Source organism: Ruegeria sp. AB5 (assembly GCF_056542645.1).
In genome coordinates this window covers 23028-47297 of record NZ_JBQGAE010000007.1, presented here as the reverse complement: position 1 = coordinate 47297, position 24270 = coordinate 23028, and the positions used below count along the sequence as shown (strand labels likewise).

The 24270-nt window shown below is 56.3% G+C and carries 24 protein-coding genes and 1 pseudogene; 7 read left to right on the top strand and 18 right to left on the bottom strand.

Features of this window, described 5'->3' with window-relative positions; all coding sequences use genetic code 11:
• Positions 1–131: 131 nt before the first annotated feature.
• Entirely contained in the window at positions 132–536 is a 405-nt protein-coding gene (locus ACR0L4_RS13625) for a DUF3768 domain-containing protein (RefSeq protein ID WP_152460664.1), read from the bottom strand.
• 527 nt (positions 537–1063) lie between these two features.
• The gene (locus ACR0L4_RS13620; RefSeq protein ID WP_245220702.1) at positions 1064–1333 is read right to left on the bottom strand and encodes a WGR domain-containing protein; all 270 of its coding nucleotides are present in this window, start codon (positions 1331–1333) and stop codon (positions 1064–1066) included.
• A 233-nt stretch (positions 1334–1566) separates the two neighbouring features.
• Between ACR0L4_RS13620 and ACR0L4_RS13615 the strand changes: the two genes are divergently transcribed.
• The 4 genes and pseudogenes from ACR0L4_RS13615 to ACR0L4_RS13600 all read left to right on the top strand — a co-directional run bounded on the left by ACR0L4_RS13615 (position 1567) and on the right by ACR0L4_RS13600 (position 4182).
• Complete coding sequence (locus ACR0L4_RS13615) at positions 1567–1959, top strand: GFA family protein (protein WP_152460663.1); 393 nt, start codon at positions 1567–1569, stop codon at positions 1957–1959.
• A 153-nt stretch (positions 1960–2112) separates the two neighbouring features.
• Complete coding sequence (locus ACR0L4_RS13610) at positions 2113–2364, top strand: SH3 domain-containing protein (protein WP_408015525.1); 252 nt, start codon at positions 2113–2115, stop codon at positions 2362–2364.
• A gap of 155 nt (positions 2365–2519) precedes the next feature.
• Positions 2520–2660 (top strand): annotated as a pseudogene (locus ACR0L4_RS13605) (DUF6429 family protein); the annotation flags it as partial.
• Between the two features lie 115 nt (positions 2661–2775).
• Positions 2776–4182 (top strand): DUF7986 domain-containing protein, encoded by a 1407-nt coding sequence (locus ACR0L4_RS13600; RefSeq protein WP_174819503.1) that lies wholly within the window; start codon positions 2776–2778, stop codon positions 4180–4182.
• A 482-nt stretch (positions 4183–4664) separates the two neighbouring features.
• Here ACR0L4_RS13600 and ACR0L4_RS13595 read toward each other — a convergent pair whose 3' ends face one another.
• Positions 4665–4964: an MBL fold metallo-hydrolase gene (locus ACR0L4_RS13595; protein WP_170417797.1), complete on the bottom strand. Its 300-nt coding sequence runs from the start codon at positions 4962–4964 to the stop codon at positions 4665–4667.
• 84 nt (positions 4965–5048) lie between these two features.
• Here ACR0L4_RS13595 and ACR0L4_RS13590 point away from each other — a divergent pair, with 84 nt between their 5' ends.
• On the top strand, positions 5049–5960 hold the full coding sequence (locus ACR0L4_RS13590) for a homocysteine S-methyltransferase family protein (RefSeq protein ID WP_170417800.1): 912 nt from the start codon (positions 5049–5051) through the stop codon (positions 5958–5960).
• A 464-nt stretch (positions 5961–6424) separates the two neighbouring features.
• Here the strand turns inward: ACR0L4_RS13590 and ACR0L4_RS13585 are convergent, their stop codons facing one another.
• The 8 genes from ACR0L4_RS13585 to ACR0L4_RS13550 are packed head-to-tail and all read right to left on the bottom strand — an operon-like array spanning position 6425 to position 13805.
• On the bottom strand, positions 6425–7252 hold the full coding sequence (locus tag ACR0L4_RS13585) for a citryl-CoA lyase (protein ID WP_170417803.1): 828 nt from the start codon (positions 7250–7252) through the stop codon (positions 6425–6427).
• Positions 7249–8445 (bottom strand): CaiB/BaiF CoA transferase family protein, encoded by a 1197-nt coding sequence (locus ACR0L4_RS13580; protein WP_170417806.1) that lies wholly within the window; start codon positions 8443–8445, stop codon positions 7249–7251. Before ACR0L4_RS13580 ends, ACR0L4_RS13585 begins: the two co-directional genes overlap by 4 nt.
• The gene (locus ACR0L4_RS13575; RefSeq protein WP_170417809.1) at positions 8445–9890 is read right to left on the bottom strand and encodes an aldehyde dehydrogenase family protein; all 1446 of its coding nucleotides are present in this window, start codon (positions 9888–9890) and stop codon (positions 8445–8447) included. The genes ACR0L4_RS13580 and ACR0L4_RS13575 overlap by 1 nt, the downstream gene beginning before the upstream one ends.
• The gene (locus ACR0L4_RS13570) at positions 9887–10582 is read right to left on the bottom strand and encodes a hypothetical protein (protein ID WP_170417812.1); all 696 of its coding nucleotides are present in this window, start codon (positions 10580–10582) and stop codon (positions 9887–9889) included. The genes ACR0L4_RS13575 and ACR0L4_RS13570 overlap by 4 nt, the downstream gene beginning before the upstream one ends.
• Complete coding sequence (locus tag ACR0L4_RS13565; protein ID WP_170417815.1) at positions 10579–11589, bottom strand: agmatinase family protein; 1011 nt, start codon at positions 11587–11589, stop codon at positions 10579–10581. The genes ACR0L4_RS13570 and ACR0L4_RS13565 overlap by 4 nt, the downstream gene beginning before the upstream one ends.
• A complete protein-coding gene (locus tag ACR0L4_RS13560) occupies positions 11586–12461 on the bottom strand; it encodes an arginase family protein (RefSeq protein ID WP_170417818.1) in 876 nt (291 codons plus the stop codon). The genes ACR0L4_RS13565 and ACR0L4_RS13560 overlap by 4 nt, the downstream gene beginning before the upstream one ends.
• Positions 12461–13135, bottom strand: a complete 675-nt coding sequence (locus ACR0L4_RS13555; RefSeq protein ID WP_170417821.1) for a hypothetical protein — start codon at positions 13133–13135, stop codon at positions 12461–12463. Before ACR0L4_RS13555 ends, ACR0L4_RS13560 begins: the two co-directional genes overlap by 1 nt.
• On the bottom strand, positions 13128–13805 hold the full coding sequence (locus tag ACR0L4_RS13550; protein ID WP_170474326.1) for an arginase family protein: 678 nt from the start codon (positions 13803–13805) through the stop codon (positions 13128–13130). The genes ACR0L4_RS13555 and ACR0L4_RS13550 overlap by 8 nt, the downstream gene beginning before the upstream one ends.
• Positions 13806–13983: 178 nt before the next feature.
• Between ACR0L4_RS13550 and ACR0L4_RS13545 the strand changes: the two genes are divergently transcribed.
• Positions 13984–14691, top strand: coding sequence for an IclR family transcriptional regulator (locus tag ACR0L4_RS13545; RefSeq protein ID WP_170417827.1), 708 nt, complete (start codon positions 13984–13986; stop codon positions 14689–14691).
• 8 nt (positions 14692–14699) lie between these two features.
• Here the strand turns inward: ACR0L4_RS13545 and ACR0L4_RS13540 are convergent, their stop codons facing one another.
• From ACR0L4_RS13540 to ACR0L4_RS13525, 4 genes are read right to left on the bottom strand one after another with little or no spacing between them, the layout of a single operon-like run.
• Positions 14700–15503 (bottom strand): ABC transporter permease, encoded by an 804-nt coding sequence (locus tag ACR0L4_RS13540; RefSeq protein WP_170417829.1) that lies wholly within the window; start codon positions 15501–15503, stop codon positions 14700–14702.
• A 10-nt stretch (positions 15504–15513) separates the two neighbouring features.
• A complete protein-coding gene (locus tag ACR0L4_RS13535) occupies positions 15514–16416 on the bottom strand; it encodes an ABC transporter permease (RefSeq protein WP_170417832.1) in 903 nt (300 codons plus the stop codon).
• Positions 16413–17501, bottom strand: coding sequence for an ABC transporter ATP-binding protein (locus ACR0L4_RS13530; RefSeq protein WP_170417835.1), 1089 nt, complete (start codon positions 17499–17501; stop codon positions 16413–16415). The genes ACR0L4_RS13535 and ACR0L4_RS13530 overlap by 4 nt, the downstream gene beginning before the upstream one ends.
• Positions 17502–17561: 60 nt before the next feature.
• Positions 17562–18620, bottom strand: coding sequence for an ABC transporter substrate-binding protein (locus ACR0L4_RS13525; protein ID WP_170417838.1), 1059 nt, complete (start codon positions 18618–18620; stop codon positions 17562–17564).
• A 520-nt stretch (positions 18621–19140) separates the two neighbouring features.
• On the opposite strand from ACR0L4_RS13525, the gene ACR0L4_RS13520 reads away from it, so the two are divergent.
• Positions 19141–19773, top strand: a complete 633-nt coding sequence (locus ACR0L4_RS13520) for a tyrosine-type recombinase/integrase (protein WP_093037018.1) — start codon at positions 19141–19143, stop codon at positions 19771–19773.
• Positions 19774–19895: 122 nt separating this feature from the next.
• On the opposite strand, the gene ACR0L4_RS13515 is transcribed toward ACR0L4_RS13520, so the two are convergent.
• From ACR0L4_RS13515 to ACR0L4_RS13505, 3 genes are all read right to left on the bottom strand, one after another.
• Entirely contained in the window at positions 19896–21557 is a 1662-nt protein-coding gene (locus ACR0L4_RS13515; RefSeq protein ID WP_170417841.1) for a caspase family protein, read from the bottom strand.
• Between the two features lie 329 nt (positions 21558–21886).
• Positions 21887–22996, bottom strand: a complete 1110-nt coding sequence (locus ACR0L4_RS13510; protein ID WP_170417844.1) for a Fic family protein — start codon at positions 22994–22996, stop codon at positions 21887–21889.
• Positions 22997–23150: 154 nt separating this feature from the next.
• Positions 23151–24206 carry a helix-turn-helix domain-containing protein gene (locus ACR0L4_RS13505; protein ID WP_170417847.1) on the bottom strand — a complete coding sequence of 352 codons (1056 nt, stop codon included), beginning with the start codon at positions 24204–24206 and terminating at the stop codon, positions 23151–23153.
• Positions 24207–24270 lie beyond the last annotated feature (64 nt).

Genomic DNA, 24270 nt, shown 5'->3' with positions numbered 1-24270 from the left:
TGTTGGATCAGGAAGCGGCGCGCGATGTGGAAATTGTCGCCCTTCCTGATTAGCGCCCACGCTTCTGCGATACGTTGCTGCAAGATTTCATTGCTCATGGTGTTCACCTCCTTTCCGGTTTGGGATTGAGATCAGTATTCGCTGGGGCACATGATGGTCAGAACGCGGCGCGTCACTGACGTGTCAAACGGCCGGTCGGACCCATACGTGTAGTCCGTGTCGTAAAGATCGATCTTCCAGAACAGCTTCTGGTCACGGACTGTCACCGCCCCAAAGGTGTGATCGCCATAGGGGTCATTGCCCTCGTCAAACTGGTCATCCGACGCCACCGCTGCCAAAGCTGCAGTCTGGAACTCCATCCCTTCACCTGACACGCCGGGCGTGACAAATACCTGACCCTGAATTCCCTTAGAATGCATCTCGATTGCCGCAGTCGGATCGATCAGCGCTTTCCGAAATAGGTCATTCTGGGTCGCAATCTCTGCCGCCTGCAGGCTGGTGTCAGTGTCGATGTCTTTTGTCTTTTCAATGTCCAAAACCGTCTCTCCTTTTGTGGTGCGACCTCTGGGGTTGATCCCCTTTGGTGCTGGTTTTGAGCCGAGCCCTGAAAGGGCGTCGTCTCTAAAACCTGCCCCGTGGCGAACGCGGAGAGGGGCGAGACAGGACCAATCGACAAGAGTGGTGCGGCCCGCAGCGCAGGCGCGCGAGGACACGGTATTGTCTATTTGTCTTGTCCGAGGGGGGAGGCCGCGCCTTCCCCCTTACGGAAGGTAGCGTTTGGCTTGTCCAAATCCCGCCTGACCCACAAGGAAAGGACAAAGGATCTCTGATCCTGCGTGAGCGCAAAAGGGACCGTCACCCGAATGGGCAGATCACCACGGCATGGACCGACCATGACCCAAAGCCCCTGCCCCGGCTCGCAAGAGACGGGTCAGGGGCTACTGGGACAGGGAGATCATTCTGGGGTGTTCTGGGTGGAAGCCGATACGTCGGCTGAAACCTAGAGCCTGCTCACGAGCCGAAAGGCTCGGGATTTGCCACAGAAACAGACTGCAGCCCGAAGTCACTCACCGACCGGAACATACCCTCGACGGAGCTTTTGCTTTTCGAGATTGTGGAGCGCTTCACTAGCCAGGGCTTCGTCATCATACGTCACCATCATGGCTTGCCCGTTCGTGCCAATACGCCCCCAGGTACGAAGCACTGAAACCTCCCCAAACAACGTCGGCTGCAACTCGATGCCATAGAACCGCGCCATGTTGATCTCAGGGTCCACATGGATCAGGTGCACAGGTGTGGTGTCTGTCAGCTCCATGACGCGATTGTCGATCAATAAAGCTCGTCTGTCCAATGACTTTGCTGGAACAGTCAATTGGCAAGGATTCAGAACCGTGATGAAAACATTCGACAACTCAATCTGTCTGATGCTTGCCTCGTACCCATCCAGGTACAGGAGCTCATATTGGCACCATTCCACATTCCGCTGCTGGAACCGTTGTGACCACTGGCCAGAGTAGGTACGGTTTTCTCATATCTTGCAAAACGAAATAGAAGGATGAAGGCAACGTGGCTGAAATCTTGGAAGGCGGATGTTTTTGCGGTGAGGTTCGATACCAGGTCACTGGCAGCGCAGTAATGCAACTCATGTGTTTTTGCAGTGATTGCCTATCGATGACCGGAACGGACGGTTATGCCGGGTACATGATAAAGTCGGAAGACCTGCAGCTGCTGAAAGGCAAACCACGGACCTTTGAGAAGACCTCAAAGGAAGGTCGACCTGTCATCAAGCATTTTTGTGGCACCTGCGGATCAGGCCTGTGGGGCGTGACAGCCTTCGGATTGACGAGCATTGCGGCTGGGACATTGGATGAGCCAAACAACTTCAAGCCAACGAGCAAGGTTTTTGTGAAAGATGCCCCCAACTGGGCCAGGGTTCCCCACCATTTGGAAGAAATGTAGCGTTTGAAGCTTTGGTATCACCTACATTTCTGTCTTGGAGTTGTTCCTCTTGGTGACCCGAGTTGCTACGATTGTCGTTGAGGCAATAAGCAGGACATCGCGATGCGCAATGCAATCTTTTTACCCCTAATGGCTTTGTTCCTGGGGGTCGTCATGGACGTTAAACCGGCGGCGGCCGCGTCACTCGGAACATATGAGGTTTTTGGCGTCGAAGACGGTGACATGCTAAAAATGCGCAGTGGGCCTGGAACAGGGTTCAATGTGATCGTTGGTCTTCCAAATGGAACCGCACTACGAGTTCACGGCTGTGAGCAGACCGGTGGCACCCGTTGGTGCCGCGTCTCTTTGGAGCGCGCGCGCAAGCTTAAGGGATACGTCTCTTGGGCATATTTGCGGAAAATCTAATACGACAGCGATCAGCACCACCATCTTTTAGCAATCATAGAATACCGGCGGAAACGCCCTGACGAATCCACTAGTTGGGCTCACACCCGTCGTCGAAGCGGCTCGCAACATCCCCGAATTCGCTGGGTTCAGGACGGCCCTAAGGCTTTGACTGGGGAGCGCTTGATCGCCTGCACCGTAACGGATTGATCCTGGACCCGGTTGGAAAGGCAAAATCGGTGGTACTGACCGATGAAGGCCTGCGCCGCTCCGAAAAGCTTTTCACAGAGCTTTTTGGGCGGGAGCCAAAGACATAGCATTCGCCATGACAAGTCCCTCCATGTAACGCAGGTCTGCATACGCGTGTGGGCTGGCTGGCGGTTGCAATCTGCGCTAAATCGCCCCTGTCCGGCAAACAGGGAGAAGCTGAAGATGACAACGGGGAACGATCTTGGTGGGCTCATCGGGTTTATCACCCGTGACGAGATTTGGCATGAGCGGCTCGCTGATGTGTTGGACGAGCATTTTCTGCCAGCGCTCGAGGCCTTCGATCTTGAGTTCGAGGATCTGGGCGACTTGCTGGGCGAGGATTGGCCGATGGTCCTGTGGGGTGGTGGCCTGGAAGATTTGCTGGGCAGGACATTCGGAGCGGACGCCGAAAACGCTGCGGATGCTTATCTGAAAGGGAGCGGTTCCAAGGAGAGTGCGCAGACCCGCGCCTATATCAAAGGATTGCGGGACGCGTCGGTCAGCCTTTATGAGGTGAGCGAGGTAGACCCCGGCAGATCCATGGTCTTGCGCAACATGCTTTCGGACGCAGAGCCGGTTACCGTCCGGGAACACAGCGCGACGCAGATGCTGCAGCGATGGGATCGCATCGCAGCTCGGGTTGTCGCACAGGGGGATTATAACGTGATCTCGGGGGCGCTGCTCCCATTCGACCCCGACACCGTCGCGTTTTTTGAAGACGGGCTCCGCTCCGTGTTGAAATTGAACCCCGACGTTGAACTGAGGCTGACACAGGATCAGCTACACCGTTCCGCACCCCTCTTCACCAATGCCTGGCTCTTCGCACATCTGCCGAACCTACTGGATCCGGAACCACCACAAATCAGCAACAGCGATGGCGACAACCTGCTCTTTCACGACATGCGCTTCCCCCTCGCCAGCAAAGTGACGCAAAGCCAGGTATCTGAAAAGCTAACACAGTCCGCAGAACTCGTGATCTCAGGCCAGAAGGATTGGACCTGGCTTGACCTCGACACCCCGTCCGGCACCAAGCACGGCACCGGCCTCGTGTTGGACAAATCAATGTCAGGGGCCTCCGTGCTTGGGTCCCTAGATCTGAAAGGTCGGACACTCACACTTTCTGTGAGCTCTACAGCGCGCGCTGAACGCGGCGAAGCCCTGGTCCGGGACCTCCTGGGCGACCTGGTGAAATCTCCGCTGACATCAATCCAGACCGCCGAACAGATGATGGCGGATGACAGCACGAGTAACGGAGTGGCAGAAGAAGAGGACATCCCCCGTGCCCTTGCCCGTCAGATGGCCCACGAATATCTCGAACAGCATTACCGCGATACGCTTGACCAGCCGATTCCTGCCCTGGATGGCAAGACCCCGCGCCAGGCCGTTCGCAGCACGGCGGGCAGGAAGAAAGTCATAGACTGGCTGAAGACAATCGAAAACCGCAGCGCGCGCCAGACCGGCTCTCCGGTGGCTGAGTATGATTTCGGCTGGATGTGGGACGAGCTTGGTCTGTCAGACTACCGAAATTGGACCAGCGATGGTTCTTGCAAAAACCGTTCCAAAGCTTCGCCTCCTGAACCCATCGACTAACCCATGTTTTCCCGGCTGCGTCTTGCAGAGATGTGGCAAGGGTTATGCTGTCGCTGCGCGTCCAGATGGTTTGCCTCGTGACAGCTGGGGCACAACAAAATTTCAGTCTCCGTGGACACACCGGTTTCATAATCGAAACAGTACTCTTGTCCACATATTTCCAGCACCTCTCCACTCTTGGCCAGTTCCGAACTTGTCACCTCGCAGTGATCACAAATTCCGTCCAAGAGAGCTGATTGGAGTTCAGAAAGAACCACTGTTTTCTGAAAATTGCACACTCTGTCACTCATAACTGCTTCAGGCTTTCACAAAATGGTGAAGAGAGAAAGCTTGTGAAACAAGAATTCAAGGGAATGTGACATAGCCCAATGGGTTCGAGATTTAGTTTCGCCGATCATTGCCTGTAAGCTGCGCGGCGCGTCGAACTTTCACGTCAGCCGCCATCCCACAACAGACCCGCGCACATCAAAATACAACCTGGGCTAGTCCTCCCAGCGAAACGCGTCGTTGTCCGCCTTCACCCGACCAATAGACGGCAAAGCGAAGTGGTTTCCCAGCACAATACATCCCGTTTCCGAGGCGCTTTCCAACAGTTTCCGACGGGATGTCACGGCCATCTCAGCATCGGAATCAAACATAAAATGCCACTCGGGATGCCAGCACTGGGCGGTTGTATGGATTGCATCACCTGTAATCAGAGCGCGCCGGTCGCCACTGGTGATTTCGACCGAGACATGACCTGGTGTTTGGCCTGGCGTGGGGATCAGAGTGACGGAATACACCCTGTCGCAGTCCTAAGGTTCACAGGAGGCCCGAGACAAAGTAGGTTTCTTGTGTAGAGGTAACGGCAATAGGCGTGGATCAGAATGGCGCGACAGCTCCCACTCGAAGGTAACAAGCCCTTTCTGGTTTACGCCGGCACTGGCACCGACCTGATTTTCAATCATGGAATTGAGCTTCCCGGTTTCGCGTCGTTTCCATTGCTGGAAGAACCTGGCACCAGGGTGATACTGGCCGGTCAAATGCAGGCTCTTGTCGATCTGGCCCGTGAAATGAATGTCGGATGCATCCTTGATGCGCCCACATGGATGGCGAACGCCGACCGGGCAGCGCCCTTGGGGTACGATGCAGAGCGGCTCGCCGAAGTAAACAAAGATGCGGTCAGTCTAATGGAAGACGTGCGCCAAGCTGCCGCTCGCGATGATGTACTGGTGTCGGCCTGCATCGGCCCGCGCCATGATCCTTACGCCGACATCCCGCCGGTACCCGTCGAAGATGCACGTCAATACCACGCCGCTCAAATGCACAGCCTGAAAGACACAAGCCTCGATCTGGTCACCGCTTATACATTCAACCGCCCAAGCGAGGCAGCGGGATGCATCCTCGCCGCCCGGGACGCTGAACTGCCGATCATCATGTCTCTGGTTGTTGAGACAGACGGGTGCCTGGCAGACGGGACCAAACTTGTGGACGGAATTGACCAGATCGACGCAGCAACCGACTCGGCGGCGCTGTTTTTTATGGTCAACTGCGCTCACCCTACCCATTTCGCCGGAGCGCTTGGCAACCACCCCCGGCTGAGAGGCCTTGTGGCGAACGCTTCGAGTTGCTCGCATGCGGAACTTGACGAAGCAGATGAGCTGGACGAAGGCGATCCAGCTGAACTTGGTAAACAGATTGCCGCGATTGCGAGGCAGAATCCGTCGATCCAAGTATTTGGAGGATGCTGCGGTACCGACATGCGCCATCTGAAATCGATGATCAGCGAACTAGCATAGCCAACTTGGTTCAATCTGAGCGATAACGCTGAGATCTAAGGTGATCCCGTAATTTCTTTCCACAACTTGTTAGGAGATCGGCCCTTTGCTGCCGTTGACCGAGGGCGCGCATCGCTGCGGTGCGGCCCACCAGACCGGACTTTAGCTGCGACTGCGAAATCCAGCGATCGACAAACTCACGCATCGCGGACCAAGTGTGAATTCGCCGCGCTTGTCGCGATGGCAGCTCGGTGCGCTTCGCTGACGTCAGAACAAGCGTGAAAATGTATCGATTCTCGCCTGGATTGAAATACCTTCAAAGACAACACCAAAGAAGTGAATCTTTGTTCAGACTAACATGTTGGGTCTGCTTCTAGGGGGGGATGCCCAATGACCGAGACCGGCAAAACAGTCCACACGCCAGTGGCGCTTCAATGCCAAGTTCGGTGTGAATTTAGGCGTTCGCACCATCAATGGTCATCGGGTTAGCGCTCCGATTTGACACCAATATATTCCGGCAGATAACGCGGCGGCATTGGCCCCTTGTTCCGCCCGCCCTGTTGAATCTGTTCCCAGCCATGAGACAAGACGCCAACCGAGCGGGAAAGACAGAACAATCCCCGGGAAAGCGGTGCCGGGAACCCCAATTCGCAAAAGATAACAGCCGTGGCCCCATCGATATTCATCGCGATATCGGCACCGCGCTTACGTCCGATTTCCGTCTGTATAGCTTCACCGATATCGGCAAATCGCCCTTCTACAGTGCCTGACATCGCGGCCTCGCGTACCAACGCCATCAATCGCGGTGCGCGGGGATCGACGGGCTTGTGGAAACGGTGGCCAAAACCCGAGACGATCTTGCCATTTTCCTCACACCAGGCGGCGATACCGTCGCGGACGGCAACTTCCTGTTCAGCGCCGTCATCCATCCGTTTGGCGACGTCGAAATAAAGCTCGGCGCATTGTTCACCGGCGCCGCCATGCACGTCACCCAACATGTTGACCCCGGTGGCCATGACGTTGTTGAGCCCCAGCCCACAGGTCGCGGCCATACGCGCTGCGGCTATCGATGGCGCCTGCGGACCATGATCCACGCCCGCCACCAGCGCGCATTCAAAAAGCGCCGCCTGTTCTGGCGTGGGCAAATTGCCGCGCACCATGAGCCAGATCATCTGAGCAAAGCTGACGTTTCCGATCAGGTCCTGGATCGGGTGGCCGCGAAAGGCGATCCGCCCCGGAGCCATGTCGATAATTTCGGTGCGCCACCAGTGGCAAATGGCATCGGCGTCATTGCGTCCTGCGGGGTCCGTCATATCGCGCCATCCTTTGCCAGTTTTTCAATGTCTTCCGGTGAAAGACCTAACTCGCTCCAGATTTGAGAGTTGTGCTGCCCCAATGTGGGCGGTGGTGCATCGACGGTGGGCGCGCTGCCGTCCAATTTGATCCCGGTCGTGGCAACCTGAATGTCGCGTCCGACGCCGGGGACGTTTTCAAACTGGTCGAGGAAACCGCGGTCTGCAACCTGCGGCATTTCCAATACTTCCGGCACTGTCAAAACCGCTCCTGATGGCACACCAATGCTATTGAGTTCCTTGGCCCAGTCGCGCGGTGACCGGGTCTTCAACACGGTCTCCAGCTCAGTTTTCAGAGCCAGCCTATTGCGTTTGCGATCCTCGCGCGTGGCATATTCAGGCCGCTCGCGCAGCGCGGCCAATCCCAGGTGGTCCGTCAGTAGCTCCCATTGCTGGTCTTTGTTTGCGGCAATGTTGATCAACCCGCCCTTCGCTTCAAACGCACCGGAAGGCGCCGAAGTGGGGTTTTCATTGCCATTGGCAGTCGGATTGACGCCGGCGATCAGATAGTTCGACACCACCCAGCCCATTGTCGCCAGCACCGATTCCAGCATCGACACATCAATAAAGGTGCCGCGCGGATTGGCGTTCAGAGCAGATGAAATCGCAAAGGCTGCGGTGATGCCCCCCACAGTGTCTGCCACCGGATATCCAACGCGCAGCGGCGCGCTGTCGCTATCCCCGGTGATCGACATCACACCCGAGGTTCCCTGTATGATCTGGTCATAAGCCGGGCGGCGTATCCACGGGCCCTCTTGGCCAAAGCCGGAGATAGCACAATAGATGAGGGTCGGATTGGCCTCTTTCAGGGTCTGGTAGCCCACGCCGAGGCGCGTCATGACGCCGGGCCGGAAGTTTTCAACCACGACATCTGCAGTTTCGACCAGTTTCAGAAAAATCTCTCGACCCCGTGGGTTCTTGAGGTTGACCGTGACCGATTTCTTGCCCGCGTTCTGGGCGAGAAAGGACACGCCCATGTTGACTTTGTTCAGCTCTGGGTCGGCCCCCAGTTGGCGGGCGAGATCGCCCCGACCGACGGCTTCGACCTTGATAACCTCGCCGCCCAGATGCGCCAGATGATGACAACAGAACGGACCGGCAAGGACATTGGTCAGATCAAGAACACGAATGCCCTTCAAAGGTGTCTGCGACATTATCCGCGCCCCGCGTGTACAACCTTGGCCGCCGTGAAAAACTCGCGGCAATAGCTGCCTTTTTCCGGTGCACCATAAGAGGATCCCTTTCGGCCCGTAAAGGGTGCGTGGAAATCCATGCCGGCGGTGGGCAGATTGACTTGTATCATGCCTGCTTCGGCGTTCTGCGAGAAGTGATCGATTTTGGCGGGATCCCGCGTGACAATTCCTGCGGACAATCCAAATTCGCAGTCGTTGGACGTGGCCAGGGCGGCGTCGTAATCCGGCACGCGTAACACGGCGGCGATGGGCCCAAAGATTTCGTCTCGTGCCACGGCTGCGTCGGGTGACACATCCGTAAACAACGCAGGCGCAAAGTAATGGCCGGTTGTTTTGGATTTGACCTCGCCACCACCTGCGGCAAGCGTTGCACCGTCATCCACAGCCTGAGACACGTATCGTTTGTCGATGGCGAGCTGCGCTTCACTGGCGACCGGACCAATCTGGGTTTCCGGAGCGCGCGCATCACCGATCCGAAGGTCTTTCATTGCCGCGCAAAGACGGTCAACAAATGCGTCGTGAATGCCCTCGGTCACAATCAGGCGGGAAGACGCTGTGCAGCGTTGTCCGGTTGAGAAAAAGCTGCCCTGAACGGCGCAGTGCACCGCCAGATCCAGATCGGCGTCATCCAGCACGATCAAGGGGTTCTTCCCCCCCATCTCCAGCTGCATTTTCGCTCCTCGCGCAAACAGCGCCGCCCCCATATGGCGACCGACGGGTGTGGAACCGGTGAATGTGACCCCGGACACCTTGGGGTGCGTAACGATTGCCTCCCCAACCTCACGGCCTTTTCCCATCACAAGGTTGAACACCCCCTCAGGCACGCCCGCACGGGCAATAATATCGGACAACATCCATGCCGATCCGGGCACCAGTTCGGCAGGTTTGAACACAACCGTATTGCCATAGGCCAGAGCGGGTGCGATTTTCCATGCGGGGATCGCCAGTGGGAAATTCCAGGGCGTGATTACGCCCACAACGCCGATTGGCTCGCGTACAACATTTAGCGACACACCTTCGCGCAGAGATTGGTAGGTGTCGCCGGTCGCACGATACGCCTCAGCCGCGAAATATTTGAACAAATGCCCGGCGCGATGCGCTTCGGCCTTGGCTTCGGGCAAGGTTTTGCCCTCTTCGCGGGCCAGCATATCGCCCAGCTCGTCTACACGGGCGAGGATTTCCGACCCGATCCGGTCGAGCGCTTCGAACCGGACCAGAGGCGATGTCTTGCGCCAATTCGGCAGGGCCGCGGCCGCGGCCTCGATTGCGTCAACCGTTTGATCGGCGCTTGCCCGGGCATACTCGCCGATCGTGTCGTTCAGGTCGGACGGGTTGACATTGGGGGCCGCGTCGCTGCTAGCAACCCATGATCCGGCGATAAAGTTGGCAAAGGGGTTTGCAGTCATAGCGCTTCCTCAAGAACTGGTCGCCACCCGATATCTTCATGCCGGTGGTCCACAGTATTCACGTAAAAATAGGTCGGGCCATGATAGCCCCTGCACACCCGCCCATCGGCCCGTCTGGCAACCGGTTCGGCGGTCCAGCTGACCGCGCCGAACCAGTTCCACAAACGGTTATGAGGCGAGGTCAGATGATCCGGGCAAAGCGGTGCTGTACTATTGGCCGGGTCCGGTTGCGGAGCGTTCAACGCCCCGCTGCCCCCCACCAGCGCATCCCATTCATTGGGGCGCGTCGCCCCCTGAAAAGGGTCACTACAGGGCGTATCCCCCCCCGTAAGCAACCGGCAGCGAAACAGGCGTCCATCAATCGACAGCTCTGTGCCATGGACATACCCCGCATCATCCAGATCCTGCCAGCTGACGCGGCTCATAAGCATCCGGTCGGCGACCATCAATCTTCTTCCACCGTCCTCAAATAGATGCCAGTTCAGGCGCAGGTTCGGGTCTTTGGGACTGTCGGTGAGCGCCCAGTTGTCCCAATTCGGGTCGCGTTCAAATTCCGGTAGGTTCCCGGGTTGCAGGCCCTCGTAAGGGCAAAGCGCTGACAGGTCTGTGATCCAGGGCCGTGTCGCGGGCGCAAGTGTTTTTCCTGCATGGGAAAACCCACCCAGCTGCTCTGTTCCTTTGTAGTCCATCATTGCTCTGTCACCGCCCCGGTCACAGGTTGTGTGCGGAAGCGACGCAGGATCCGGAACAACATTTCTGCAGCCAGAAATTCGGTACGCTCCGACGGATCAAGAGGAGGGGACACCTCAACAATATCCAGTCCACCCAACGGGGCCTCGGCCAGCCCATCCAGCAGATCGTAATACTGACGCGGTGTAATACCGCTATGAACGATTGAGCCGGTGCCGGGGAGGTAGCCAGCGTCCATCGCATCGATGTCGATTGACAGATACAGTTCGTCACATCCCTTCATGGCATGCTCCAACGCCTGACGAATTGCCTCTGCCGTCCCCAATTTATGTACGTCGCCAGCCGAAAACACCCGACCGCCCTGCTCTTCGATCAAGGCGAGTTCACCGCTGTCGACCCAACCGGTGATCCCGACCCAAACCATATTGGACACGTCGACATTGGGCAGTTCGGAAATCCGACGGGCATTGGTTGCGTGGTTATGGCTGCCCCACGCGCCAAGCCGGTCAGAGAAATCCAGATGACCGTCGATCTGGATATACCCAAAACGTGCATTTGGTGCGCGTTTGGCCAACCCACGGGAATAGCCAAGGCAGGCCGGGAAGCTATTATAGTGATCACCGCCCAGTGCCAGAGGGATCGCCCCTCCAACGCTCAGCGCCTCGGTCATTGCGGCAATGGCCTCGGTGGTTGCGTCTACATCCTCAGGGGTGATCACTGCATCCCCGCAATCCACGAGCCAGTCGCTGGCCGTTGCGCTTCTTTGGCCCGTATCTGGATCAAAACTGACCCCCTGCGGTCGCATGGATTGCAATACCGTCGTTGCCTTACGCAGCGCCTCGGGACCAAACCTGGTTCCGAGCCGGCTTGAATGTGTCCAATCGCTGGGCATACCCACCACACCGATTTGGCCCGGACGGACGTCGGCGGCATCGAGCAGAGGCCCATCAAACAGCCGATACCCCGGTTGTGCCAGAGGCGGGAGAAATGTCGTTATCGCTGCAGTCATGTCAGTACTTTTTCCTTGGAAGTTTGGCGGCGCGGAAAATCAATCCCAAAGCCGAGGCGCGCATAGATAAACGCCAGAAGAGCCGTGACCATCAGGCGTTGGCCAACCTTCACGACACCCATTCCGGGACGGTTCGGATTCAGACCGGTCAACATAATGGCGCTGACCTCGTGCCGTCCCAAAAGCTCAAGCCATTGCACCACCGTCGCAAGATCGCAGCCCCCCAAACGGGGCCGATCACAAAGCGCACTGAGCGATGTTTCAAACACCGAGAGATCAAACCGAACAAACAACGGCTTTGATGGATCCCGCCACTCTGAAAACGCGGCACGCTGCGCGGCAGTATCTCTATTTACCGGCGTGGTCGTTCCGTTCGGCAAGGGCGCAATATGAAAATCGCGCGCATCGGCTGGTGTACCGCCAAGCTGCACTGTCTGACAATGAGGGAGCGCGCTCCGCGCCGTCTCGGACATGCGATCTGATCCGCCCAAAAAGATTGCACAGGCGCCATTGTCGCTGATCTGACGCATGGCCGCCTTCAAGGCCGCGTGGATCGCATCTTCGGACCCCGGTGCAATATCTCCGAGATCACAAAGCCGCTCGTGCAGGCCATCGGTACTGATATCCTGACGCGCATCGATATCTACGGGGTGACTGAATTGTGGATTTGCGTGCCAACCGAAATAGACCGAGGTTTCGCGTAATGCACGCGGCGCCAGAGATTGCCCTGCATGAGGTGCGTTTGTATCTTCAAACGGGATGCCCAGTACGGCCAGATCTCCAGACCGGACGTCGCCGATTGCTTTGGTCTGAGAGCGCATGAACGACAGATGCCCTGCCATGCGCGGCAACGGGGCCGAACGTAGAGGCATCAGCCTGCTCCTTTCTCAAGACGAGCTGTGACCGCTTGCAGGATCGCCAGTGCAGCGCGGGTTTCAGCCTTGCCACGGTTGTCCAGTTCCGGGGCAAGCCCAAAAACCGCAGCCGCGATGGTATCGCCCGGGGTGGCGTCAATTTGCGCGATCATTTGTGCTGGTGACATTCCCGTCAGGCGATGCGGGTGCGATACCCATTTGCCCGCAAGCTCTTGTAAATCCACAGACAGGATGACCGGTTGGGTGCGGGGCAAATGGCTCACTGCGCCGCCATTGACCCCAATGATGGGAACATCCGCACCTGTGACCTGTCTTGCGGCGACGTCAAGCGCTTCCAAACCGCTGGAATCGCCGCCTACCAACACCATGCGGGCACCGGTTTCAAGAACCGATTCACATTGCGAGGCAACTGCGAGAAAATGCTTGTCAGGTTCTAGCGGAAAGACGTTCACGTCCCCAAGGTCAATTGCATTCGCGGGTGTTACTGTGGGGCAGGACGCATACCGAAGCTGGCGCGCGAGATAGCGTTGCCCTGCCGATGGCCGGGCGAGATTGTCACAAAAATAGCCTGCAATCGCGACCTGACCGGGCACGAGATCTTCCAGATCGCCAATGGATGCGCCCAGAAAACTGGGGATCGCGTCAAACTGTATTTGCGCCGCTTCACTCATTGTGCAACGCCGCGTTCAGGGTTTCGATCGCCGCCAGTTCCGACATTCCCCTGGTGTCGCGCGCAGGCGCAAGGCCGGTGATCACAATCGCCTGCCATTTACAGGACATGGCACCAATGACGGAAACCAGCGTTTCAGGTTTCATCCCGCCGGGATTTAGGCCGACGCTGCCAGCTGCATGCCCCAGATCAATGACCGATATGTCGATCCACAAGACAGCGCGCTCGGGCGTGTCAGAATAGTCGCCGTGCCCTTCATCCAACTGCCGCGCGGTGCGCCAATCCATCTTGCGCTGGCTGATCAGATCCCAGACACCAGCAGGTTGATCGCCGTTCAATCCCACCCAGATCGTGTTGGCTGTTCGCGTCGCGATATCACGCCGGGCCAACGGCATGGCCGCGACAACTGGCAGATCAGGCAAGGCCCCCAGCACACCCGAGGCGACATCAGACGCGCCACCCAAGACAACGGGTACAACACCGTGATCCACCATTTGCGTCACAAGTTGTTCCAACGCGGCAGGCCAATCCCCTGACAGGTCCAGATTGCCAAGATCCCGACCATCTACAGGCAGTCCGATCCCAAGTTGGGCAGTCATTTTGCGCAGCGCATCGGGTGCCAGAGAGGTGCCGGATCGGGGCCCGGTGTTAACTTCGCTCGGAACGCCCATAACCCCAACACAATCAGCCTTACATTGCGAATGAATGCCAAAAGGAAGGTCCGCATAACCAGCTGTTATCATTTGTTTCCGCGCGCTATTCATTGCCAGACGCCTTCGTTATTTGCGATTTCCAATTGCGCTCAAACCGGCTATAAAAAGCGACGGATTTGCGTCGAAAGGTCTGCCTATGCCCGACAAGCCCCGATCCCCTGACGCCAATGGTGGTGTCGAAGCGGTAGAGCGCGCATTGCGTGTGCTGGACATCTTTGAGCCGGGCGATGCAGGCCTCTCTTTGAAGGAGGTTGCGGACCGCAGCGGGGTCAACAAGGCGACAATTCTGCGTCTGAGCGTGTCGCTTGAAAAGTTTGGTCATATTACGCGAGACGCCGAGGGTCTGTTTCACCTCGGGCCGTCTTTGTGGCGTCTTGGATCCGTGTTTCGCCAAAACCTGCGGATGGGGCCAATTGTGCGACCGGTGCTTGCGAATTTGGTGAATGCGACCGGCGAAAGTGCGTCGTTTTATGTGCAACGCGGCAACTCTGGCGTGTGCCTCTACCGGGTCAATTCGCCAAGGCTTGCGCGGGATCACGTTCAGGAGGGCGAGATCATTCCGCTGAGCATGGGCTCTTCGGGTCAGGTGCTGGATGCTTATTCCATCCGGCAGGGAAAACAGGCGGCCAGCATCCGAAAGGCCGGGTATTATCTCAGCCTTGGTGAACGCGATCCTGACGTCGCCGGACTGTCGGTTCCTGTTCTTGGGTTCGAAGATGAATTGCTGGGCGCGATCAGCTTGTCCGGCCTGCGCGTCCGCTTCAATGACACAGCCGTCGAAAAGTATCGCGCGGCGGTCCTTGATGCCGCCCGCCAGATTCGGGTGGAGTTTGGCGAAAAATAAGACCCGCATCATTGTGCCTTGTCTTTCCGACGCCCGATCATCTGCACACCGATAAGCGCCGTGATGGACACGACAATCAGACAGGTCGAGATCGCCGCGATTGTCGGATCAAGCTGATCACGCAGTGAATTGAACATGCGCCGGGTGATTGTGGCGTTTTCCCCGCCCGAGACCAGCATCGAGATCACAACCTCGTCCAGCGACGTGATAAATGCCAGAAAAGCCCCTGTCTGGATCGAGAATTTCACCTGCGGTACGGTGATTGTCCACAATGCGTATGCACGGGACGCCCCTAAGCTGCGCGCTGCAAGCTCCTGATCGAAATCATAATTCTGCAATCCCGACATCACCGTCACGATCACGAATGGCAGCGCCAGCGCAGTATGGGCGATCACGATCCCGGTCAGTGTGTAATTGAGCCCCAGCTTGGCATAGAGGCTGAACACTCCAACAGCGATCAGGATCACTGGCACGACAATCGGCATGATCACAAGGATTTGAGCCGCGCTCCTGATACGAGGCGCAGAGCAATGCAGACCATAGGCACAAAGTGAGCCCAGGGGCGTCGCGATTGCCGTGGTCAGCGCCGCCGCGATCAGCGAGGTCTTTGTTGCGCTCATCCATTCCGGCGACGTGACATAGGCCACGTACCAGCGAAACGAGAGCGATGTCGGCGGGAATTCCAGATAGGATGCCCCCGAAAACGACATCGGGATAACGATCAGCGTGGGCAGGATGAGAAAGAACAGCACAGCAATGCCGACCACTGTCAGCCACAGGCCGTCGATTTTACGTTGTCCGACTTGTTCCATTTTCAGATCCTCAGCGCATAAACAGTTTGTCGAGCCCGAAGACACGGTTCATCAGCCAGATCATCGCCAGCGCCAGCAACAGCAGGACCACGCCCAGGGCTGATGCGGCCCCCCAGTTCGAATAGACTGTGATGGTGCTTTCGATACGCTGCGCCAGCATCTGAACCCGGCCACCGCCCAGCAAAGCCGGTGTGACAAAGAACCCAAGCGACAGGATGAAAACCAGCACGATGCCGGCAAAAAGGCCCGGCAGGGACATTGGGAAAAATACCCGCCAAAAGGCCCCGCGCGGGCTGGAACCAAGGCCCACGGCGGCTCGGACCAGGTCGCCGTCAATATTGCGCATAGTGGCGTAGAGCGGCAGAACCAAAAAAGGCAGCATGATATGCACCATGCCAATGATGGAGCCGGTCAGATTGTGCGCCAGTTGCAGCGGTTCTTCGATAATGCCAAGTGACATCAGCGACGAATTGATGATCCCATTGCGCTGCAAAAGCACCAGCCACGCATAGGTCCGCACCAGAACCGAGGTCCAGAAGGGGACCAGCACAAACACCATCAGAATGGCCGCTGTTTTGTTCGGCATCTTTGTCAGCCAGTAGCACAGCGGGTAGCCGAGAAGGACGCAAATCACCGTCACGGCAATGCTGATCTGAAACGTGACGACAAAGGTTCGCCGATAGAGAGCACTACTAAAGATGCGCGTGTAATTTTCCGTGCTCAGTTCGCCTGCCGCATTGAAAAACGACAGCGAAGACAGCCAGAAAATCGGCAGGAAGACGACGATCAAGATCGTCAAAACCGCAGGCATCGAAAGCCCAAGAAACGTCAGTTTTTCGCGGCGTTCTTCGGATTTGAGCGTGCTGGCATTCTGAAGAGTCCCAGCACCTTCATACGTCTCGGCGATACTCATGCCACATGTTCCGGTACGATGATCGTATCTTCGGGATGCAGGGCAAGGCCGATTTGCTCTCCCTTCGACGGCAACCCGGTTTGGCCCGCGCGATTGGCAGGCACACGCACATTGATCTGACCAGCGCTGTCGTGCTGAACGATCACTAGAACGCTGTCGCCCTGATAAATGATGTCATGCACTTGGCCGGACAGGTCATTGGCGGCGTCTGGCACCGCGCCTGCTGTGACTTCCAGCAACTCGGGCCGGATGATCAGACGATGGCCTCCGCTGCCCAGCGCAATAGGCGTATTGGATTTCAGAACGCGCTCGCCAAGCTGCGCCGTGTCATTCGCTACACTAACCGGCAGGGAAATGGATTCCCCGATAAAATCCGCCACAAAGAAACTATGCGGCTGGCGATAGAGCCGCTCAGGCGTCGCGATCTGTTCGATCCGCCCATGATTGACCACTGCAATCCGGTCCGACATCGTCAGGGCTTCGCGCTGGTCATGGGTCACGTAAACGACAGTTGCATCCAGCTTTTCATGCAGCGCCTTCAATTCGATTTGCATATGTTCGCGCAACTTCTTGTCGAGCGCTGACAACGGCTCATCCATCAGAATGATCTGCGGCTCAAAAACCATGGCGCGGGCAAGGGCCACGCGCTGTCTTTGTCCCCCGGATAATTGCGTGATGCGCCGGTCGCCATAACCGCCCAGCTGCACGGTCTCCAGCGCGCGCTCGGCGCGGGCCTTCTGATCGCTTTTGGACACCCCGCGAATTTTCAACGGATAAGCCACGTTTTCTGCGACCGTCATGAACGGAAACAACGCATAGCTTTGGAACACCATGCCAAGGCCGCGCTTGTGGGGCGGCGTTGCAATCATTTCCTGTTCGCCAAACCGGATCGACCCGCCATCAGGACGCACAAATCCGGCCAGCGCCATCAAAAGCGTCGTCTTGCCGGAGCCTGATGGCCCCAGCAATGTCAGGAACTCGCCCGCGGCGATGTTCAAAGACACGTCATTCAGCGCTTTGACCGATCCGTAGGCCTTGCACAGGTTGGATATATCGATGGGAAGGGAGTGGGCTGCAGGTGACATGGGGGCTCCTAACCTGACAAAAATGGGCGCAGCACAAGATGTGCCGCGCCCAGATATTTTTTACTGTTGGATCAGCGTGTCAAACTCTTCGGTCAACTCGCCCAGCTGGCCGATGTAAAAGTTCGGATCGACCAGAAGCTGCTTGCCATAGTTGTCGGGATGTGTGTTGACCTTCACTGCCATCTCATCCGAGATTATCCCGGTGCCGAAGGCACCCGAATTCACCGGACCCAACGGCATGGTCACCGCCAGCCTCGCCTGTGCTTCGGCGCTCAGCAATTCGTTGATAAGGCGCATCGCGTTGTCTTTATTCGGAGCCCCCTTGGGAACCAACAAGCAGTCCACGTCCATCGTGCCGCCATCAAAGGCATAGGCCACATCAATGCCCGACGCGATCACGCTTTCTACGCGGTTATGGCCCATATGGATCACGTCCACTTCGCCGTCACGCAGCAACTGCGCCGATTGCGACCCGCCGCGATACCAAACGGTAACTTCGGGGGCAATCTCACCCAGCTTGTCCCATGCGCGCGCCTTGCCCTCATTCGTGGCCAACGTGTCATAGATCTCGGCCATCGGCACACCATCCGCCATGAGCGCGGCTTCGAGGTTATAGTTCACCTTGCCGTGCATACCGCGCTTGCCGGGGAAGTTTTCCAGATCCCAGAACTCTGCCCAATTGGACGGGCCATTGTCGCCAAATGCATCCTTGCGATAGGCAATCACCTTGGTGAAGTTGATGAAGCCGATGTAATTGTCATGGATCAGCTCTTTCGGAATGCCTGTGGTGTCAACAATCGAATAGTCGATCGGCTCAAGGCTGCCTTCCCGGCTCAGGGTTTCACACGAAGGCAAATCCTGTTCTGTAACGTCCCATGCAACGGCACCCGCCGTGATCTGCGCGCGCACGTCCTGAATGCCGTTTGTCGTATCTTCCTTGACAGTGATATTCAGCGCACCAGCGGCAGGTTCCAGCATGGCTGAGCGCAAGGCATCCTGAAACGAGCCTCCCCAGGACGCAAACACGACCTCTCCCTCGGCAAAGGCAGGCGAAGCAATGGCCAGGCCACCTGCCACTAGCGCCGTGGTGAGCTTCAGTTTTTGGTTATCTTTCATCATGTCAGGCTCCTCCCGAACTGTTGGTTGGTTTGTGGCTTCGCGACATGCGCGGCTCCACATAATCATTCGCAATCGTTTCATCTAGCAAAACGTCATTTCAGTTTTACTAGAGCTGATGTTGGAATTGGTCAAGGATTCTTTTGCCCCGTAGGATTCACACTCCCGTTTCCTGAGCATCAGAGCCTGGAAAATCTCGCAATTCGCGCATTGGTGCAGCATTCATCTGGGTTCGATCTTGCACATATGGCGTCTGAAGCGATCTTCGTCTGACCCGAAGTTAACTGCCACCGATTGAAGCATTTGGTGGAACGTGCGGACCGCAAACTCTCACTCGCTTTGCGTTGATCCGCGAATTTGAGTGGCAGCTTCTTGACAGTATGCGCCAATTGATCCTGACGACAGAATTGGTCAATTTGGGCTCAGCCCCGACCTCGGATGCGACGCAGCATCCCGTGATATGGAGGCATCGTCAACGTCAGGTTGTCGTTGTGGGAGGGCATGGCGGATCGGAGGATCAGTCATGGAAACACCAAACTTACCGGCCATTCGTGCGCTTCGCCCGGCTTGGAACAAAGGGCGCATCGTTGGGCAAAAACGGCCACTGAAACCAAAACACGTCTGGGCAATCCGTGTTCGACTTGAACTCGCCGAGAACCATCGGGACCTGGCGCTGTTCAATATGGCAATCGACAGCAAACTGCGTGGCTGCGATCTCGTGAAGATGAAAGTCGTCGACGTGATGGCGTCCGGCCAGATCAAGGAACGAGCTTCGGTGTTGCAAAGCAAAACGCAGAAGCCGGTTCGTTTTGAAATCTCCGAAGGCACACGCGCCTCGGTTGAAAAGTGGATGGAAGATGAGCTCATGGTCGGCTCGGAGTACCTATGGCCGGGTCGTTTCCATGAACGCTTGCACATCTCGACACGCCAGTACGCCCGGATCGTCCGGGATTGGGTCACGTCGATCGGTCTGGAGGCCAGTGCATACGGAACGCATTCGATGCGGAGGACAAAAGTCACACAGATCTACAAGAAGACCGGCAACCTGCGGGCGGTCCAGCTGCTACTTGGGCACACCAAGATGGACAGCACCGTCCGGTATCTCGGTGTTGAGCTGGAAGATGCGCTTGCGATCGCAGAGGCCATTGAAATCTAACAACTTGGGCCGTCTTCGCGGACGGCCCAAACAAGACCTTGGCGAAATCTGCGGCGAACAGCGACGAGGAGCCCAGAGCGACGGTCTTCTTGCGGAGCAGGCAAGGACATCGCTTTAAAGTTTCAACTGACACGGCGTATTAGAAAATTCAGAAAAAACTGCCCGTCAATCCTGCGCGGCTCGTAGACAAGCCTTCTTCCTGGCGAAAGTCCTTCGGGCAGTTTGACGCTTATATTGACCTTATAGGGTGTCGCCTGCCCGAAATGCGAACTCAATGTGAAGCGCAATTTCAACTGACCGGAGTCATCGAATTTGCCAGTGAAGTCCCTAAACCAAGGCCCTTCGGCCGCAAAGCCTTGGGCAGATAGCAAGGTCAGCTTGTCTCCATTGCGATTGATGCGCAAGGCTGCAAGTGGCTCGATTTTTCCGGGGAAATAGGCCTTGTCGGGCCGACTGGTTGTTTGCCAATAATCATCGTCCCATCTGCGTCTGATTAAGACAATGTAGTCACCATCAAAAGTCGCGAAAGACGGCGCGACCAACTGATTACAGACTCTTCCTTGCTCTCCTCGAAGTGCGGCAAGAGTTTCACTGGTCTCGAGGCTCTCAGGCGTCAGTCCAAGATTCTCTCTAGCGCTGATATACCGAGAGAAAGCAGATCTCGTGCGTGGGCCCGCAACACCGTCCGCTGTGCCAGCGCTGCAGCCAACGCGATTTAGCTCAGTTTGTATATCACGGATCAGGCTGCGCGTCTCTGTATCATCCTTCGCGCTTTGAGGCGATGTCGGCACAAGAGCTGCTACTTTGTCTCGCGCAGTACTACTGTTGCCCGGCACTTCGTCCTTCTGGTGCTCAGCAAGCAAGTCGTCCCGCAACGAAAGGGCGAGCGCGACTGCAAAATGATCCCTTTCGCCTTCGTATCGCTCCAGAAACATCTCGATCGCATCAAGCCTTCCGAGCGAACGCGCAAGTTCAAAGTCCGCATAAATCTGGTCTTCGACACGCTCAATTTCTTCCTCTGGCGTCGAGCCTGCAGCCGCATCTGGAACAAGAAAAATGTCTCTGGCGGGAAGCGAGCCATAAGTAAATGGCTCCTGATAGCCTTCTGTCAGAGTGTAAACCCTGTCGCGGACTCGCCGAAACAACTTGCCAATCTCAAGTCCGGGTTCCTCGATGTGGTTGAGCAGAGCCTGAGCATAGGGGCTGTTGCGGCCATCGCCGTCAAGCGCCAGCGTTCCGCTCCTTGCAGCATATCCAACCAACACACCTCCCGGATCGATACGTGCAAGTCCGCGTCCAATTGAGCGGGTGCTGTTTGTGCGCTCCATAGTCGCGAGGAATGGATTGTTGCGGCAGGCGTCAACCAACACGATCTTCAAGCCGGGTGCGCCCGCGATGGAGCTAATCAATGTGTTGAGGCGGATTGCCTCGAGTTCGATGTCACGGTCGCTCCGCAGTTCCGCACTGACAGGGATCAGGAAGTTCGTGTTGTCCAACTCGATGCCGTGGCCGGCGAAGTATACGATGACCGACTCGGCGTTTTTTGCCTTTTCTCCAAAGTCACGTATGGCAAGGCGCATGTCGCGGTAATCCAGATCAAGACCTGTTGTGACCTCAAACCCGATCCTGCGCAATGCCTCTGCAATGTCGATCGCATCATTCGACGGGTTTTTGAGATTGCTGACATGTTGGTAGTTCGCATTGCCAATTACCAAGGCAACTTTGTCCGCCAGCACCATCGCAGGCAGAAAACAAAACACAACTGAGAACAGGATACGCTTCATGTGAAATATCGCCGTTAACGCGTCTACCATATGAACGTTTCCACACTTTCGGAATTCAATCAATATGACCGGCGTGGACAAGCTCTAGCTCGGCTTAGGCCGCATAGCGGAGTTCGGGATTGACACGACGAAGGTTCGTTTCCCGCCCATTGCGCCAGTTTCGGCATGGACCATTCATATGAAGTACGAACTCGGAGCCGCCTTGCGGCGGGACAGAAAGATGCTCGCTTGGGAAGCTATCTAAACGTCAGCTTCCGCATTTCCTGCGAGCATGCGTAGCGACTGCAGCGAACTTCCACTTCCCGCGCTTCGTGCCGTACTTCAGCCCCCTACCCGTCCCGATCTAGCTTTAACCAATATCGCGTGTACCGGAGTTCACCCGTTCGGATCAAAGCGCCCTTCTCTACCAGGTTCTGGAGATCCCGCGTTGCTGTGGCGCGCGATGTTCCCGTGATCGAGATATAGTTCTCAGCGCTCAATCCCCCTGTGAACCCATCCGGCCCAGCCTTGAACAAACGGGCGATTACCTTGCTTTGGCGAGTGTTGAACTGATCACGGTACCGATCATAGAAGTGCGTCTTGGAAATAAAGAAACCAACCCGCTCAAGCGTCACCTGCTGTGCTGTAAGGACAGTTTCGGCAAACCAGACGAGCCACGGTGTGACTTCCAGCGTCTTTTGATGGCGTTCGAGTTGGTCGTAGTAAGCCTTCCGCTCTCGCTCGATCGTGAAAGCAAGGGCAATCAGACTTGGCTGACCGATATTCTGGGCCAAGGACTTTTCAGCCAGCGCCCTACCCAACCGGCCATTGCCGTCCTCAAAGGGATGAATGCTCTCGAAATACAGATGGCTCAAACCGGCCCGGATCAGTGCGCGCAATGGTTCGGGACCATCCGGTGCGGTCCGGTTGAACCAGGCTACGAACTGGTCCATTTCAGCCGGAACCTGATGTGAAGGTGGAGCTTCGAAATGCACCGTTGGGCGGTCGAGCCTGCCTGAGACGATTTGCATCGCATCCTCATGGCTCCGGTATGATCCAATCGTTTCCAGATGCCTGTCATGGGACAGAAGCATGTCATGCCACCGAAACAGGGTGTCGTGTGACAGTGGTTCCGAATAGTTGGAATAAACATCCACCATCATTTCAGAAACGCCCTGCTCGCGCGGTTTGGATGGATAGCTGTCGGGAGCCAGTCCAAGATGTCGGCGCAAGGAAGATTGCACGCTGAGACGATCCAGCATCTCACCTTCGATCGCGCTGGTCTTCATTGCTTCTTCGCTTAGCAGGTCGATACGCAATTGATCTCGATCCGATGTGTTCACATGATGAACCGCTCCAAGAACTTCCCCTGAGGACAACAGGAACTGTTGCTCGTATGGTTCGAGTCTTGCGGCGTCGTAACGAAAGGTAGGCCAGTCAGGGTTCTGCCAGTTCCACATCGTGAGGTATAAGCTTCCTTTCTATAACTCACTATTTATGGTTGCGTGATTTATAGAGGTCAATCCTATAGCTCACCTTTTTCAGACCCTTCGATCCAGTCATCACTTGGAGGTGTAATCTGAAAACGGTAAATTTCATCCTGTTTCCCCAAATTTACGTAGCATTGGATGTCCGCGAGAGCATTGCCTTTGGAGACAATTCGCCCTTTTCGATCTTGGCCAGCAACGAAATCAGGTAAGCCCCTGGAGATTGTATGTTCTCAGCACGTTGAAAGATGTATCCGAGAACAATGAAGCGAATAGCTGGGCCAAAAGTTGATTTCATTGCATACCAGGTTTGGCCAAGCCGTAGATACTCGGCGATATCATCCATAAGCCGATCACAGTGGTGCTGATCTTTTGCAAAGCGTAGTTCTGAGCATAGCCGTGGAAAACTGCGCTCCATTTGGTCTGGAGAAACCTGAATCTGAGAAAGCTTTTCTTTCTTAACTTCCGGATTCAAAGAGTCCTCTTTGTGCCCCTCAATTTCACTGTCACTGGCCCTCAAATTTTCTGTATCAGTCTGTGTTATCTCGGAGATTTCCACAGAGATTTCTGCCAACAGCTCGCTGAGTACATTCGCATCTGGTTTGCGACGCAGAGCATTGCGTACGGTGGTCACCAAATCAGAGATCGCGGTGTCATTTGCTACGAGTTCCTTAAGGCGCGCCAGAGCGGCGGAAACTTTGTCACGGAGTACAGTGAACTCGAGAACGCGATCAGCATGCCTCTGGGCTTCCTGAATGAACTCAGCGTGCCGTTCAGACAAAGGCATCAAGGAGAGCCCAGTTGCGGTGACCACCCTGCCCTGGCGATCCCGGCGCGCCCATCGCTTACCGTTTGCGCTCATGACGCGGCGGATAAGTCCAAGGTCCACCAGCGTCGAGATATGACGCTCAACTGTCTGCACGCTGACATGAGTTCGTTTGGCTATCGCCGCGTTGGACGCGAAACAGATGTGATGATCATCCTGGTCCGCAGCAATCTGATCACCGCCCATAAAGGAAACCATCGCTCTCAGGACATTGAGAGTTGTGGATTTTAACCCAAGAGGTTCTCTGGCCTCTTCAACGGCGCGAAGAAGTATCCATTTTTTGGGCGTACTGTTCCCCTGCCCTGCCGTTCCCGACAAGGTCGCTCCAATTGGAGCCAATGCTGTTAGTGTTTTCATGATTATCTATCGGCAGACAAAAATTACCCGTTCGCTCAAGAGCGTTTTTTCTTGTGTGGCGATT

Excerpts from the sequence above, each read along its gene's own strand:
- ACR0L4_RS13610 (WP_408015525.1), top strand. The coding sequence starts at position 2,113 with ATGGACGTTAAACCGGCGGCGGCCGCGTCACTCGGAACATATGAGGTT.
- ACR0L4_RS13600 (WP_174819503.1), top strand. The coding sequence starts at position 2,776 with ATGACAACGGGGAACGATCTTGGTGGGCTCATCGGGTTTATCACCCGT.
- ACR0L4_RS13590 (WP_170417800.1), top strand. The coding sequence starts at position 5,049 with ATGGCGCGACAGCTCCCACTCGAAGGTAACAAGCCCTTTCTGGTTTAC.
- ACR0L4_RS13585 (WP_170417803.1), bottom strand. The coding sequence starts at position 7,252 with ATGACGGACCCCGCAGGACGCAATGACGCCGATGCCATTTGCCACTGG.
- ACR0L4_RS13580 (WP_170417806.1), bottom strand. The coding sequence starts at position 8,445 with ATGTCGCAGACACCTTTGAAGGGCATTCGTGTTCTTGATCTGACCAAT.
- ACR0L4_RS13575 (WP_170417809.1), bottom strand. The coding sequence starts at position 9,890 with ATGACTGCAAACCCCTTTGCCAACTTTATCGCCGGATCATGGGTTGCT.
- ACR0L4_RS13570 (WP_170417812.1), bottom strand. The coding sequence starts at position 10,582 with ATGATGGACTACAAAGGAACAGAGCAGCTGGGTGGGTTTTCCCATGCA.
- ACR0L4_RS13565 (WP_170417815.1), bottom strand. The coding sequence starts at position 11,589 with ATGACTGCAGCGATAACGACATTTCTCCCGCCTCTGGCACAACCGGGG.
- ACR0L4_RS13560 (WP_170417818.1), bottom strand. The coding sequence starts at position 12,461 with ATGCCTCTACGTTCGGCCCCGTTGCCGCGCATGGCAGGGCATCTGTCG.
- ACR0L4_RS13555 (WP_170417821.1), bottom strand. The coding sequence starts at position 13,135 with ATGAGTGAAGCGGCGCAAATACAGTTTGACGCGATCCCCAGTTTTCTG.
- ACR0L4_RS13550 (WP_170474326.1), bottom strand. The coding sequence starts at position 13,805 with ATGGGCGTTCCGAGCGAAGTTAACACCGGGCCCCGATCCGGCACCTCT.
- ACR0L4_RS13545 (WP_170417827.1), top strand. The coding sequence starts at position 13,984 with ATGCCCGACAAGCCCCGATCCCCTGACGCCAATGGTGGTGTCGAAGCG.
- ACR0L4_RS13540 (WP_170417829.1), bottom strand. The coding sequence starts at position 15,503 with ATGGAACAAGTCGGACAACGTAAAATCGACGGCCTGTGGCTGACAGTG.
- ACR0L4_RS13535 (WP_170417832.1), bottom strand. The coding sequence starts at position 16,416 with ATGAGTATCGCCGAGACGTATGAAGGTGCTGGGACTCTTCAGAATGCC.
- ACR0L4_RS13530 (WP_170417835.1), bottom strand. The coding sequence starts at position 17,501 with ATGTCACCTGCAGCCCACTCCCTTCCCATCGATATATCCAACCTGTGC.
- ACR0L4_RS13525 (WP_170417838.1), bottom strand. The coding sequence starts at position 18,620 with ATGATGAAAGATAACCAAAAACTGAAGCTCACCACGGCGCTAGTGGCA.
- ACR0L4_RS13520 (WP_093037018.1), top strand. The coding sequence starts at position 19,141 with ATGGAAACACCAAACTTACCGGCCATTCGTGCGCTTCGCCCGGCTTGG.
- ACR0L4_RS13515 (WP_170417841.1), bottom strand. The coding sequence starts at position 21,557 with ATGAAGCGTATCCTGTTCTCAGTTGTGTTTTGTTTTCTGCCTGCGATG.
- ACR0L4_RS13510 (WP_170417844.1), bottom strand. The coding sequence starts at position 22,996 with ATGTGGAACTGGCAGAACCCTGACTGGCCTACCTTTCGTTACGACGCC.
- ACR0L4_RS13505 (WP_170417847.1), bottom strand. The coding sequence starts at position 24,206 with ATGAAAACACTAACAGCATTGGCTCCAATTGGAGCGACCTTGTCGGGA.